Source organism: Frankia sp. CcI49, from assembly GCF_001983215.1.
In the GTDB taxonomy this organism is placed as follows: Bacteria; Actinomycetota; Actinomycetes; order Frankiales; family Frankiaceae; genus Parafrankia; species Parafrankia irregularis.
In genome coordinates, this window is sequence record NZ_MOWP01000032.1 from 197,920 (window position 1) to 211,842 (window position 13,923).

A 13,923-nucleotide genomic window follows, 5' to 3' on the forward strand; every position below is an offset into this window, starting at 1 on the left:
TCAGGCCTTGGCAACACGGGGCACCTTGGCCGCCGATCCGCGGCTGAGGAGCTGCTCCTCGGTCTCCACCTCGATCTCGATCAGCGTCGGAGAAATCTCGATGACGGACGACACCACCTCGACGAGGCGGCGAGTGAGATCGTCGGTGTCCACCTGCGTGGAGGAGTCATACGCCACCCGAATCCGCAGCCGGTCCACCACCCGTTGCGGGCGGATGATCTGGAAGAGGCCGGTCCGTGTCTCGTCCACCTGCTCGACGGCCGTCCAGACCTCGTGGGGCAGTACGGGACGGCCCGCCACGATGGTCTCGTCGCCGCCCCTGCCCAGCATCCAGATCCGCGGCGATGTGCGGCCGCAAGGACAGGTCCGGCTGGAGTACCTCACCATGTCGTCGGTACGGAACCGGATGAGCGGATAGGCGTCGTTGTCGAGCGCGGTGACGACGAGTTCCCCGACACCATCCTCGGGCACCTGCCGGCCGTCGGAGTCGAGGACCTCGACGAAGGTCTCGTCCCAGTTGATGTGAAACCCGTCGTGTTCGGAACACTCCCAGGCCAGGCCGGTATCTCCGGCGCTGCTGAAGACCCACAGAGCCAAGCCCCAGTCCTCGGCGATCCGGCGGCGCATGCGGGCCCCGATCGGCTCGCCGGCGAAGGACATCCCCACGAAGGAGCTCAGCAGGTCGCGCATGTCGACATGGTGCGCGAGGTGCTCCAGCTCGACCAGCTGTGGACTCATCAGCTGGCCCATTGTCGGACGATGCCGACGGATGGCCTCGGCGACCTCGGTCCAGTTACCCATCCAGGTGTCGACCAGGATCGGTACCAGGCCCATCGCCCGGTACGCGTCCTCGACGACACCCCGGAACGACGCGGCGGTGCACAGGATCCGGTCTCCGGGACGCACCCCCATCTCCCACAGCGAGCGGAGATAGCTCGCGGCGAGCGGCGAGCTGCGGTACCCCGACCACACCTCTGCGAAGAAAGTAGGATCACCGGTGGTACCGGAGCTCGCGGTCACCGTGGTGACATCGGCGGCGTCGATCGTGAGCAGGCCACCGAAGCCGTCACCGGACTCGTCCCGGAAGGCCCGCACGTCGTCCTTGCGTATCAGGGGAACCCGGCCGCGGAATGCCTCGAACGAGGTGATGTCTCCGGGGGTGATACCGGCGGAAGCGAAGCTCCGCTGGTAGAAGGATGATTTCTCCTGGGCTAGCCGGGTGAGCTCGACCAGGCGCCGCAGTTGTTCGTCGGCAATGCTCTCGGGGGCCGCGGTCTCGATATGCGGCAGGAGAAACCGCTCCGTCGGTGCCTCTACGGTAAGGATTGATAAGCGGGTCTGCGGGTTGATGACTGTCGCCATGCGCTGACGCCTCCCTGCTGCGTTCTGAGCGATCACGTGCCGATCATGCGGATATACGACAACGGCCGATCAACGTCGCGCCCCAGGCGACCCGGCCACACGCGAGCGAGCGCGCCGTCGATCTCGTCTCGATGCGCTCGCGCACCCGACTTCCGCCGGGGCGGCGGGGTGCGGGAACTTCTCCCCTGGCGGCGGGCCCGCGTGGCGGGCGACGGGTAGGACAGCACGGAGAGGATCGTGAGGTCAGGCCGACCCTCAACCCGGGCTTCAACTAAATTATCTATCGATTTACGGGTAGAGTCTACTGCGATGCCGGAATCGCTCCCAAGGAGGCGTCCGGGCCGGTCGCGCACCTGCGGCCGCAGGTGCGCGAGACGAGGGCCGGCCCTGCGGCGCTCCCGGAGCCCTTGGGGTCCCCCTCCCGCGCGGCCGGCGCCCAGCCGCACCTCACGGACGCCAGCACGGCTCACCGGTCCGAGCCAGCATCAGTGACACGGAAGATCATCCTCACCAAGGAGTCGAAAGTGGACAAGATCTGGGCCAACTCCGCTGATTCGCACGTGCTCGAGCCTCTCGACCTCTGGGTCCGGACGTTGCCGCCCGCGCTCGGCGAACGCGCTCCCCGCGTAGAGCGGTCGGAAGGTAAGGAGACCGTCTACGTCGACGGGCAGGTGATGCGCCGGGATCCGCTCTCGTTCGCCGAGGCCATCCGCCCGCCGGGCGCGGAGGACGTCACGATCCGCCTGCGGGACCTTGACGACCAGGGCGTCTGGTCCGAAGTCGTCTTCCCCTCACGCGGCTTCTGGATCCACAACATGGGCGACGCCGAACTCGCCCGCCGCTGCGCGGCGGTCTACAACGACTGGGCGGCCGACGAGGTCATGGGCGCCTCGCCCCGGCTACTGCCGACGGCCATCACTTCGGTCCTCGACACGGACGACGCCGTAACCGAGCTGCGCCGGGCGGCCGAGCGCGGATTCCAAGCCGTCTACCTCCCCGCGACGCCGCCGCCGGACCGCCCCTACAACCAGGATCTGTGGGAGCCGTTCTGGGCCACGGCCGAGGAGATCGGCATGCCTCTCTGCTTCCACATCGGCACCGGGATGATGCCCCAGATCGTCTCGCGCGGACCGGGCGGCAGCGTCATCAACTACGTGGAGACCTTTTTCCCAGGTCAGCGCGTGGTCGCCCACCTGGTCGCCTCGGGCGCCCTCGACCGTCATCCCGACCTCAAGATCTTCATCGCGGAGGCCGGCTCGGCCTGGATTCCCGCGCTCGCGGACCGCATGGAGGAGGGGTACCGGCAGCACGACATGTTTGTCCGGCCCAAGTTGAAGCGGTCCCCGCGGGAGATCGTCTTCGCACAGGTCTACACCTCGTTCCAGCACGACCCCAGCGCGCTGCTCGCGGTGGCATCCCTTGGCTATGACAAGGTGATGTGGGGCAGCGACTACCCGCATCTCGAGGGCACGTTCCCACGTACCCAGGAGGTGCTGCGGGAGCTCTTCAACGGCGTCGACCCACGGGTCCAGGAGCGGGTTCTCGGCGGCGCCTTCGCCGAGCTTTTCACCGTTCCGGCGATGGCCACCTCCTGACCTGGCAGATCGACACGACGACGGACTGCGCGCGCCGCTCGCCCAGTCCGTCGTCGCATGAACTGAGCCCGGGCTACGCCGACGCCGCCCTCCGCCACCTCCACCCCTGGGCCGATCCACCGCGACCTAACGTGCCTAGCCAGAGCCCTGGCTGCGACGAGCTGCCAGAGCCCTCATGGTACAAAGAGTGTGACGAATGGCCTAATTAATGGGGGGGCATGTCATCTCGACTACGGAGCCGCCGCACGGCGGCGGCTGCGGTCTTAGCAATGCTGGCCAGCGCGGTCACCGGGAGCTGTTCCGCCGGTGACGACAAGGGGGTGTCAGGCGTGTGCCCGCCTGACACCCCAGGCGTCAGACCCGGTCAGCTTGAGCTGGGCGCGATCTTTCCAGACACCGGAGCGCTGTCTGGTCCGTTCCGGGCGTCCCGCACCGGCATAGAGGCCAGGATCGGGCTCGCGAACGCCACGGGTGGCGTGCATGGACGGCAGATCCTCTTTGAATGGCGAGACGACGAGTCGTCCGGCGAGAAGAACCTCGTCGCGGCACGGGATCTCGTCGAGAACAGCGGGGCGTTCGGCCTCATCGAGACGACCGCGGTGGCCAGCGGATCGGCCGACTACCTGACCTCCGTGAACGTGCCCGTCACCGGCATGCCCGTCGAGCCTGTCTGGGGGGGGCACGCAAACATGTTCACGTTTGGGTTTCCCTACGCCGACGGTCCGTCCGTCAACACCTTCGGCCTGTACGCGGCACACGCCGGCGGATCCCGCGCGGTCATGCTGCGCCAGAGCCTCTCCGCCTCGGCACAGGTCATCGCGGAGAAACTGACGGAGAGCCTTGCCTCCCAGCGCATCCCCGTCGTCGCGACGATCGACTACACCGAGGGGATCAGCTCGCCCACCCAGGTGGCCGCCGCCATCCTCCGAGCCGGCGCCGACGTCGTCGTCGGGGCCATCCCGGGCGGCTCGCTCGTGATGGTCCTCAAGACGCTCCGGGAATTGGGGGGCTCACCCAGGGCAGTGTTCGGCCCGGACGGCTACGACCCACGGATCATCACCGAGCACGGCCGGGCCGTCGCCGGCCTGAGCGTCTACACCCCCGTCACTCCCTTCGAAATCCCGTCGACCGCCATGGACACCTATCGATCCGCCGTCGCGACCTACACACCGGAGTCTGACAGGCCGGACCAGTTCACCGCCCTGCAGGCCTACATCGCGACGGACCTGTTCCTCCGCGGGCTCGAGGCGGCCGGCCCCTGCCCGACCCGGGCCGGTTTCATCGCGGCACTGCGGAACGTGAATGACTATGACGCCGGAGGCTTGCTCCCCGAGCCGGTCGACCTGCGCCCGGGCGGTGCCAGGCTGAGCAAGTGCTACTACTTCGTCCAGGTCAACTCGGCGGGCAGCGCCTTCGAGATCAACCCCGGCGGTGGCGGCGCGAACCGGCTCCAGTGGTGTGGTGAGCAACTCGCGGGGTGATGCCTCCAGCACCCGATCCCACGGTGGGCCGTCACGCAGCGGCCAAGGCCAGCCACGCGGCGACGGCCCACCAATACGGTACTATTATTATGCTTTTTGCGGGTTGGATCAACCCGCCCACGGACAGGACCGCCGTCCGCACCAACCGAGGATCGGACACCAAGTCGGCGACCCCGAGCGGGTCGGTGGCCTGGCCGCCGAACGGTGCGGCCCGATGGAACCGCGCTCGGGATCGCGCCGCGTCAGCGGCGGCACCAGACCGGCCTCACCTCGGCCGCCGATCCATCCATCCTGACGACAGCCAGCACTGCTACGGCATTCACTGTCACCATTGACAGTCACTGCCACATTCTCTAAATTGCCGAGCATGAAGGTTGCAGGAAAGGTCGTCGTTGTAACCGGGGGTGGGCGGGGTATCGGACGGGCGCTCGCCGAACGGTTCGCCGCCGAGGGATCCACCCACGTCGTCGTAGCCGATCTCGACGCCGCACCGGCGGAGACGGTCGCTCGCGCCATCGGCGGATCCGGGCGCCGGTGCGACGTCGGAGACCGTGAGCAGCTGATCACCCTGATCGACGAGGTCGAATCCGAGATCGGGCCTATCGGGCTTTTCTGCTCGAATGCCGCGGTTTTCGGGGGTGGCGGGGCCTCGGGCAATATTCAGAACACCTCCGCGAGGACCTGGGATGCCGCCTGGCGAGTAAACGTGCTCTCCCACGTGTGGGCCGCCGAACACCTCCTGCCGCGCATGGTGGCTCGCGGCGGTGGCTACTTTCTTCAGACGCTGTCGGCCGCGGGCCTCATCACCGGCCCATCCGCCGTGTCATATACGGTGACGAAACACGCGGGAATCGGATTCGCGGAATGGCTCGCCATCAATCACCGTCACGAGGGGATCGGGGTCTCCTGCCTGTGTCCCACCGCCGTGGCAACAGCCGCGCTGTCCGGAGCCGGCCCGGATACCGCCGCCGCGGATTCGGCCGACGATGCCATCCGCCGCAACATCGGCCTGATACAGACGCCGGAAGAGGTCGCCGAGATCACCATTAACAGTCTGGCCCGTGAGGAATTCCTGATCCTGCCCAACCCGAAGGTCGGCAGCTCCTTCCGCCGCAAGGCGGAAGACTATGATGCCTGGCTCGACCGCACCGCTCGGCGGGTCGCCACGATGAAGGGCTGAGAGCATGGCAGTTCATGACGGTTCGAGAATTCCCGGCGACGGTGTCGGCTTTCCTCGTCCGAGCACAGGCCTCGCCGTGAGCGGCAGCATGGATCTCGGGCCGGTCGGTATCTGGTCAATGGGCCTGGAGGCTGCTCCGCTGTCGGCTGCCAGGGAGGCGGTGGCCGAACTCGACGAACTCGGGTTCTCCGCGTTGTGGATTCCCGAGGCGGTAGGCAAAGAGGTGATGAGTCACGCCGCCCTGTTGTTGCCCGCAGCCCGCAACATGGTCGTCGCGACCGGGATCGCGAATCTCTGGGCTCGGGACGCCACTGCGATGGTCAACGCCCAGCGGACACTCACCGAGGCGTTTCCGGAACGCTTCCTCCTGGGCATCGGCGTCAGTCACACCGCGGCTGTCGCGCGCCGCGGGCACGAGGTCAGCAGTCCCGTGCGGGCGACCCGTGACTATCTTCAGGCCATGGACGCGGCCTTCTACGCGGGGGCCGAGCCGACGACCCCGCTACGCCGGGTCCTCGCGGCACTCGGGCCGCGTATGGTCGCCCTCGCCGGCGAGCTGACACTGGGCGCACACACCTACACCGTTCCAGTCGAGCACACCGAACAGGCCCGTCAGCAGCTCGGAAGCGAACCGCTACTGATTCCTGAACAGAAAGTCGTTTTCACGACGGACCCCGACGAGGCCCGTCGGATCGGCCGCGGTAATGTCGGCCGCCTTCTGGGCCTTCCCAACTACGGGAACAACCTTCGTCGGCTCGGTTACCGCGAGGAGGATCTGGCGAATGGCGGCAGTGATCGCGTCATCGACGCGCTCGTCGCCTGGGGCGACGCCGACAGGATCCGTGGCAGGGTGCGCGAGCACCTGGACGCCGGAGCGAACCATGTCGCGCTCCAGGTACTGACCGCCGAGCCCTCCGAGCTTCCGAGGTGGGTGTGGCGCGAGCTCGCGGCCGCCACCCAGGATCTCGCGCGCTCACCGGACGTCCAGGCAGGTTGACCACCGCACAGTCTGGGCCACCCGGGAGGACGCCGAGTCATGATGGGCCGATGACGGACGCCCCGGCCCTCCGATCCCGACGCAGCTCGGCGACTGTGCGGGCGCTGGCGCTGCAGGCCGCGCGTGACCTGTTCGACGAGCGGGGGTACGAACAGGTCAGCACGCGGGAGATCGCCGGGCGGGCCGGGGTGACCCAGGCGCTGATCTTCCGGCACTTCGGCAGCAAGGCAAACCTCTTCGTCGAGGCGGTCTACGAGCCGTTCTACGAGTTCGTCGCCGACTACCTTCGCCGATGGGCGGAGCAGGGGCACGGCAACACCAATTCCGCCGAGGACACCGAGATCTTCGTAGGGGGTCTGTACCAGCTCCTACTCAACAACCAGCGGCTGCTGGCGGCGCTGGCCGGGCAGGCCAGCGCCGGATCGCCGGAGCTACCCGGCCACGCCGCGAGGTTCCTGCGGGACATTTTCGACCGCCTGGAACGCGAGGTCGCCCAGGAAACCACCGCTCAGCGCACCACGACGATGGATCCGGCGTACGCGGTTCGGTTCGCCTTCGCGCTGGTCTACGGTGTCGCCGCCCTGGATCATGCCCTTTTCCCCGCGGACCAGCCATCGCCGAACCGTGAGACGATCATTGGACAGATGGCCGGCTACGTTCTGCGAGGGGCCTCTCTCCAGGTGTGAACCCCCCCTCTCGATCACCTTGCTCKCGAGCCCGAAACGGGCCGTTCAGGCCACCGTCTGCGGCATGACTGATCGCCCCTGTCGCCACATGACCTGGGGTGTTGTCACCGGAGACGGCGGACGGACGTGACCGCTGACCGAGACCTGGCACGGGTGATGCCTGCTCGTGGGTCGGCCTGGACCCCGCCGCAGAAGGTGATCCACGCGGAGGAGACCGACAACCCCGCCGAGCCATACACCGTGTTCTGCGGCCTCGACGTCGGCGAGGAAACCCACCGCGCGACCGACCTGAACCCGGGAGACCGGCGTCTCCGCGGAAACCACGCCTGCAATCGACGCTGTTCCTGTCGGCGTTCGCCAGTCTCGGCGGCCCGACCAGCCGGACCTACGACGACTGGTACCGCGCCGAGGGCAAGCGGCACAACACCGCCCTGATCTGCCTCGCCCGCCGCGTCGACGTCCTCTACGCCATGATCCGCGACCGCAAGCACTACCAGCCAATCAGCCCGAAACCGCCCCCGACCAGGCCCGCGCCGCTTGACAACGCCATCGAGACACCCCGATCCGACCCGACCTCCTGTCGGACGCGGAAGGCTTCCCCGCGCAGGCCCACGATAGATATCAGCGACATCTTGACACCAGGCCGCAGTCCGGGCGAAGCTGGCGTGCACCCAGATAATCAGCATACTTATTCAGATTTTCCTTCTACATAAGCGTGACATCAGACTGACTGTCAGTCACCGGCGAAGGAAAGGACGGCATCGATGCGCGTACTGGTGGACCCGGCCCTGTGTCAGGGGCACGCCCGTTGTGTGCTGAGCGCACCAGAGGTGTTCGCCCTGGACGACATCGAATGTCATGCCTATGTGGCGGCTGACCCGGTGCCGGACGAACTCGCGGAGGCAGTCCGCCGCGCCGCGGAGAGCTGCCCCGAGCAGGCCATCACGGTCATCGGCTGATAGCCCCACCACCGACTGGACGCGCGATGACAGGAGTGCCAATGACGACCGTTCCCCCGGTGTTCTGCGCCGCACACTTATCGGGCTCCTGGGACGAACGGCATCCACAGGCGGCATTCGCCGAGCTGGCGGGGCAGGAGGCGCCGTCCCGCCCGGACGGCACGCTTGTGGTCGCCAGGCGCGAGCCGATGAGGCAGTTCCTGCGCCATCCGGCGGTACGCGCCACCGACGGCGTGCATTACAACCTCGGCGCCCAACGCCCCCTGATCCCCCTCGATCTCGACGGTGACACGCACCGCGGGTACCGCAGGCTGCTGGACCCACTGTTCACCCCGAAACAGGCCGTGCGGCTGGAGCCAGCCATCCGCGCACGGGCGAGCGCGCTGATCGACGCATTCGCCGACACCGGCGAGGCGGAGCTGTTCACAGCCCTGTGTGCACCGTTGCCCGCCCACACCTTCATCGACCTGCTCGGGCTGCCCATCGAGGATCTGCCGATCTTTCTCGAATTCAAGGAGGCGGTTGTCCGGCCGCAGGGCGCCACCGAGGAGGAGCAGGAGACGAACAAGCTGGCTGCCGGCGAGCGCGCCTACTCCTATCTCGAGAACGTCCTGAGCACTCGGCGGGCCGAGCCCGCCCGCGATGACCTCATCGCCGGGTTCCTGGCCGCCGAGGTGGACGGCCGCCCTCTCAGCGACCAGGAGATCATCGACATCTGCTACCTGCTGGTGATCGCCGGCCTCGACACCGTCACCTGCTCACTGTCGTGCTTCCTGGCGTGGTTCGCCGAGCACCCAGCCGAACGCGACCGGGTGCTCGCACGGCCGGAGCTGCTCGACCAGGCGATCGACGAACTGATGCGCTACGAGTCACCGGTGCCGCTCGCCCACCGATGGGTGACCGAGGACATCGAGATCGAGGGCCGCCGCTTCCCCGCCGGTTCCAAGGTAGAGGTCGTCTGGGCGGCGGCGAACGTCGACCCGACCGCCTTCCCCGACCCGATGACCGTCGACTTCGAACGCCCGCGCAACGCACATGTCGGGTTCGCCGCCGGACCGCACCGCTGCCTCGGCTCGAACCTCGCCCGCCTCGAACTGCGGGTGGCGTTGGAGGAGTTCCACCGGCGTATCCCCGAATACACGATAACCCCTGGCCAGGAGCCGCTTTTCATCAACTACGGGGTACGCGCGGCTATCCGTCTCCCCGTCACCTTCCCGGTMCGCTGAGCGGCCTCTCCCTGCCCATTCCCGTACCTCAATCTCATACCCGCAGGTCGGATCTGACATCGGATTCGCTGCTGTTCCGGAGGAAAACATGACACTTGAGTTAGGCGCCGAGGGCCGGCTGTACATTGACGGCAGGTTCACCGAGGCGGCCGCCGGCGGGCGTTTCGACGTCCTGAACCCGAGCGATGAGACGGTCATCGGCACGTCGGCCGACGCCGCCGACGACGACGTCGCCGCAGCGGTCACCGCGGCCCGCCGCGCCGCGGACGAGACCTCGTGGGGTACCGACCACGCGTTCCGTGCCCGAGTACTCCGCCAGCTGCAGGACGCGCTACGCAAAGAAGCCGCCACGGCCAAGCGGCTGCAGACCGCCGAAGCCGGCACCCCGACGTCGAACATCGGCTCCCACATCGACGTGATGATCGACGACATGTCGTTCTTCAACGATCTCATCGAGCGTTTTCCCTGGGAGCAGGAGTTCGGTGTGCACCAGGGCGTGGGCCTGCCCAGCAATCGCCGGGTCCGGTACGAGCCGTACGGCGTGGTCGGGGCGATCACGCCGTGGAACGCGCCGTTCATGACCGACATCTGGAAAATTCAGCACGCGCTGGCGACCGGCAACACGATCGTGCTGAAGACGGCCCCGGACACCCCGCTCACCGGCGCCTTCATCGCCAAGGTCGCTCACGAGAACACCGACCTGCCGCCTGGCGTGCTGAACGTGATCAGCTCACACGACAAGGCGGCGGCGGGGGAAGCGCTCACCGGCGACCCGCGGGTGGACATGTACCACTTCACCGGTTCGCCGGGGGTCGGCCAGCGCATCTACGAACGTGCGTCCCACGGCATCCGCAAGGTGTGCCTGGAACTCGGCGGCAAGTCCGCGAACATCATCCTGGACGACGCCGACCTGGCCGTCGCGCTGCCGATGACGATCGGGATGTGCATGTCCAACAGCGGCCAGGGCTGCGCGCTCGCGACCCGGCTGGTTGTGCACAGCTCACGGTACGACGAGGTGCTGGAGGCACTCGCCGCCGCGGTCGGGGCGCTGCCATGGGGTGACCCGACCGACCCGGTGAACATTGTCGGGCCAATCATCAACGGCGCTCAGCTGGCGCGGATCGAGGGCCTGGTGGACCGCGCGCGGGACGCCGGCGCGAGGGTGTTGGTGGGCGGGCGCCGCGGCGACTCACCCACGGGCGGCAAGGGCTTCTGGTACGAGCCGACCATCGTCGCCGACGTGCACGAGGATGCCGAGATCGCGCAGCACGAGGTCTTCGGGCCGGTGCTGACCGTGGTGAGGTACCGCGGCGACGACGACGAGGCGGTGCGGGTAGCGAACAACTCCCGCTACGGGCTCTCGTCCTACATCCAGACCCAGGATCCGGAGCGGGCCTGGCGTCTCGCGAACCGGATGAAGGCCGGGACCGTCAACATCGGGCCGTCGTTCTACCTGTCACCGGACACACCCTTCGGTGGATACGGCATCAGCGGCGTCGGACGCGAGCACGGCGAGGACGGCTTCCGCGAGTACCTGCAGGCAAAGACGATCGCCTACCCGGGAGTCATAGCATGAGTGGCGGAACGAGGCTCGACCAGAAGGTAGCCCTGATCACAGGTGCCGGCTCCGGGCTCGGCCGCGAGAGCGCGCTCCTTTTCGCGGCCGAAGGCGCGAAGGTCGTGGTCACCGATATTGTCCCGGCTCGGGTCGACCGTGTGGTCGACGAGGTGCGGGCCGCGGGCGGTGTTGCCGTCGGAGCGAAGGCCGACGTCCGTGAGGCCACGGAGATGGTCGGCGCGGTGACGCTCGCGGTGGACACCTACGGGCGGCTGGACATCCTCATGTGCTCGGCCGGGGTGCCTGAGGAAGGCTTCGGCACGCTGGCTTTCGAGGACATCTCGGTCGAAGGCTTCAGCTCGATGCTGGCGACGAACCTGACCGGCGTCTTTCTCGCCGCCCGGGCCGCGGTCCCGACGATGAAGAGGCAGCGCCAGGGCACGATCCTCGCGGTCTCCTCCATGGCCGGCTTCGTCGCCTACCCAGGCTTCCCCTGTTACGCGGCCGCGAAGCACGGCGTGAACGGCCTGGTGAAGGGGATGTCCCTGTCCCTGGGCGCCTATGGGATCCGGGTGAACGCGCTGTGCCCGGCGCACGGCATGAGCATCAACTTCGCCATGCCGCCCGACGCCGAGGTGCTCGGCCTGAGCTACGAGCAGATGCAGCCCTGGGACACGAAGTCGAGCTCGATCCCGCTGAAGCTCGACCGGCCGCCGACGCTGCGCGACAACGCGAATGCCGCGCTGTTCCTAGTGTCGGACGAATCCGCCTATATGTCCGGGGTCTGTCTGCCCGCGACCGACGGCGGAAACTTGGCCCGCACGTCGATCATCTTCCCGGGCGACCTCGGCGGCGACGCGGGCGTCCTGCCCGAGAGCCTCGCCACGAAAGTCAAAGAGGGCTAGGAACTTGCGGTTTCCGCGTCACGGTGGCCCGGCCCGGGCCGGGCCACCGTGACGCGGCCGGGCTCCTGTACCGCTAGCCGCCTTCCAGCGAAACGGGCGTTCTGGGTATGGGTCAGAATGAGGTTCGTGCCCGGGTGACACGCGGTGACACGCAAGGCGTACATATCCACCCGGTCCACTCTGATTGCGGTTTTTGTTGCCGGGTAGGACCGACTCCGGAGGCAGACGGAGGCGGATACCAGCCTGGTAGGTGATTGATCTTGAATGCGAGGGAGCTGCCTGATCTTTTCGAGATCCTCGACATCGCAGTCATCGAGACTGGTCTACGGGACCCGCGCATCCGCCGGGCCAACGCCGCGGCCTGCGCGATCCTCGGGCGCCCGGAGCGGGACGTCGTCGGTCTCCCCTGGGATGACTTGGCTGTTCAGGAGGATCTCGAGTGGTGGAGGATAGAGGCACGGCGCCGCCCCGAAATCGGCCAGCCCCGCAAACGCATGATGGTACGTCTACTGAGGCCGGACAGCACGGTCGTGCACGTTCTTGCCACTGTCGTCCTTCTCACCGACTCTGAGGGGGATCCCTATCTCCTCACCCATATCCAGGACGTGTCAGAGGAAATTGCAGCAAGGGATCGACTGCGGCTAGTGATTGAGAACACGCCGGTGTCGATGTTCCTACTGGATCGGGACGGGCGCGTCCTGGTGAGCGAGGGAAATGCCAGCCCAGAGGCTGCGGTACGCCTGCGGGAAGCGAGACAGTCATCGGCGCTCTCCACTTTTTCCGACCTACCCAGGTTCACCTCGGCTCTGCGACGAGCACTGACAGGCGAATCAGTCCATGAAGATATCGATATGTTTGGCCATAGCCTGGACGTGCATCTGGTGCCGGCGCCGGGGGCCAACGGCCAGGTGGCGGCGGTGGCAGCCGACGTCACGGACCTGCAATGCGCGCTGGCCGACCTCCGGTCCCGGTCTTCGGAACAAGCGGCCGTGGCCGATCTTGGCCAGCGAGCACTCGAGGCGCGGGACCCGGGACCGTTGTGGGCGCAGGCGGCAACGATTCTGGTCGACCATCTGCCAGTTGATCTTGTTGAGATTCACGAACTGGGCGGCGCGGGAGACAGGATTCGGCGGCTCGCCCGCAGACGTCGCGGAGATGAGAGTAGAGGGGGCCTGAACGGGTCGGACGAGCCAGGCTCCGACCAAGACAGGATGGAGCCAAATCGCCCAGTCGTTCCTCTGGCCGTTCCGATCGGCCATCCGGATCAGCCGCTGGCGGCGATCGAGATCTACCGATGGTCGGATACCGTTCCTCTTACCCAACAGAAGCGGCAGTTCATCGATTCGATCGCCGCGCTCCTCGGTTCCGCGGCCCTGCGGTTCCAGATGGAAAACGAAATTCGCCACCGGTCCCTGCACGACAGTCTCACCGGCCTACCCAACCGTGTCGCACTGCTCGAGGCCCTCTCCCAAGCTCTGCAGCGGGCTGGCCGTGACGACGGACAGGTCGGGGTGCTATTCATCGACCTCGACGGCTTCAAGGCAGTCAACGATACCTTGGGTCACCAGGCCGGCGACGACTTGTTACGGACCACCGCTACCCGGCTGTCCCGCGCAGTACGGCCCGGCGATATCGTCGGACGGCTCGCTGGTGACGAGTTCGCGGTGCTGTTTGAGAATGTCCGCGGCACCGCGGATCTCGAAAGAGTCGCGAACAGGATCCTGGCCTCCCTGGCCGCACCCAACCAGCTTCTCGACCATCTGGTCGTCCTCACCGGTAGTGCCGGTCTTGCCCTATCCAGCCAGGACCTGCGAGACGGCGAGGCACTGCTCAACGCTGCCGATATCGCCATGTACAACGCGAAACGGGCCGGCCCCGGCCGGTACCTCGTCTACGACACCTCCATGCGCGCTCGCTTGCACGAGCAGATCACCTACGTGGACGGACTACAGCATACGTTCGACTCAAACTAAC

General features: G+C 67.2%; 11 protein-coding genes and 1 pseudogene. 11 read left to right on the forward strand and 1 reads right to left on the reverse strand.

Annotated elements, in window-relative coordinates:
• Positions 1-1,362 carry a phenylacetate--CoA ligase family protein gene (locus CcI49_RS29310; protein WP_076831654.1) on the reverse strand — a complete coding sequence of 454 codons (1,362 nt, stop codon included), beginning with the start codon at positions 1,360-1,362 and terminating at the stop codon, positions 1-3.
• 524 nt (positions 1,363-1,886) lie between these two features.
• Here CcI49_RS29310 and CcI49_RS29315 point away from each other — a divergent pair.
• The 11 genes and pseudogenes from CcI49_RS29315 (at position 1,887) to CcI49_RS29360 (ending at position 13,922) form a co-directional block, all read left to right on the forward strand.
• Complete coding sequence (locus tag CcI49_RS29315) at positions 1,887-2,957, forward strand: amidohydrolase family protein (protein ID WP_076831893.1); 1,071 nt, start codon at positions 1,887-1,889, stop codon at positions 2,955-2,957.
• Between the two features lie 269 nt (positions 2,958-3,226).
• Positions 3,227-4,438 carry an ABC transporter substrate-binding protein gene (locus CcI49_RS29320; protein WP_158230834.1) on the forward strand — a complete coding sequence of 404 codons (1,212 nt, stop codon included), beginning with the start codon at positions 3,227-3,229 and terminating at the stop codon, positions 4,436-4,438.
• Positions 4,439-4,805: 367 nt separating this feature from the next.
• Positions 4,806-5,618, forward strand: a complete 813-nt coding sequence (locus CcI49_RS29325; protein WP_076831898.1) for an SDR family oxidoreductase — start codon at positions 4,806-4,808, stop codon at positions 5,616-5,618.
• A gap of 4 nt (positions 5,619-5,622) precedes the next feature.
• Entirely contained in the window at positions 5,623-6,615 is a 993-nt protein-coding gene (locus tag CcI49_RS29330) for a TIGR03620 family F420-dependent LLM class oxidoreductase (RefSeq protein ID WP_241840297.1), read from the forward strand.
• A gap of 50 nt (positions 6,616-6,665) precedes the next feature.
• Positions 6,666-7,301, forward strand: a complete 636-nt coding sequence (locus CcI49_RS42730; protein WP_076831660.1) for a TetR/AcrR family transcriptional regulator — start codon at positions 6,666-6,668, stop codon at positions 7,299-7,301.
• Positions 7,302-7,627: 326 nt separating this feature from the next.
• Positions 7,628-7,783: pseudogene (locus tag CcI49_RS43665) on the forward strand (IS110 family transposase); the annotation flags it as partial.
• Positions 7,784-8,065: 282 nt separating this feature from the next.
• Positions 8,066-8,260, forward strand: coding sequence for a ferredoxin (locus tag CcI49_RS29340; RefSeq protein WP_076831664.1), 195 nt, complete (start codon positions 8,066-8,068; stop codon positions 8,258-8,260).
• 41 nt (positions 8,261-8,301) lie between these two features.
• Positions 8,302-9,486, forward strand: a complete 1,185-nt coding sequence (locus CcI49_RS29345; RefSeq protein ID WP_076831668.1) for a cytochrome P450 — start codon at positions 8,302-8,304, stop codon at positions 9,484-9,486.
• An 88-nt stretch (positions 9,487-9,574) separates the two neighbouring features.
• Positions 9,575-11,062 carry an aldehyde dehydrogenase family protein gene (locus CcI49_RS29350; protein ID WP_076831672.1) on the forward strand — a complete coding sequence of 496 codons (1,488 nt, stop codon included), beginning with the start codon at positions 9,575-9,577 and terminating at the stop codon, positions 11,060-11,062.
• A complete protein-coding gene (locus CcI49_RS29355; RefSeq protein WP_076831675.1) occupies positions 11,059-11,949 on the forward strand; it encodes an SDR family NAD(P)-dependent oxidoreductase in 891 nt (296 codons plus the stop codon). The genes CcI49_RS29350 and CcI49_RS29355 overlap by 4 nt, the downstream gene beginning before the upstream one ends.
• A 260-nt stretch (positions 11,950-12,209) precedes the next feature.
• Entirely contained in the window at positions 12,210-13,922 is a 1,713-nt protein-coding gene (locus CcI49_RS29360; RefSeq protein WP_241840298.1) for a sensor domain-containing diguanylate cyclase, read from the forward strand.
• The last annotated feature ends 1 nt before the right edge of the window (position 13,923 follow it).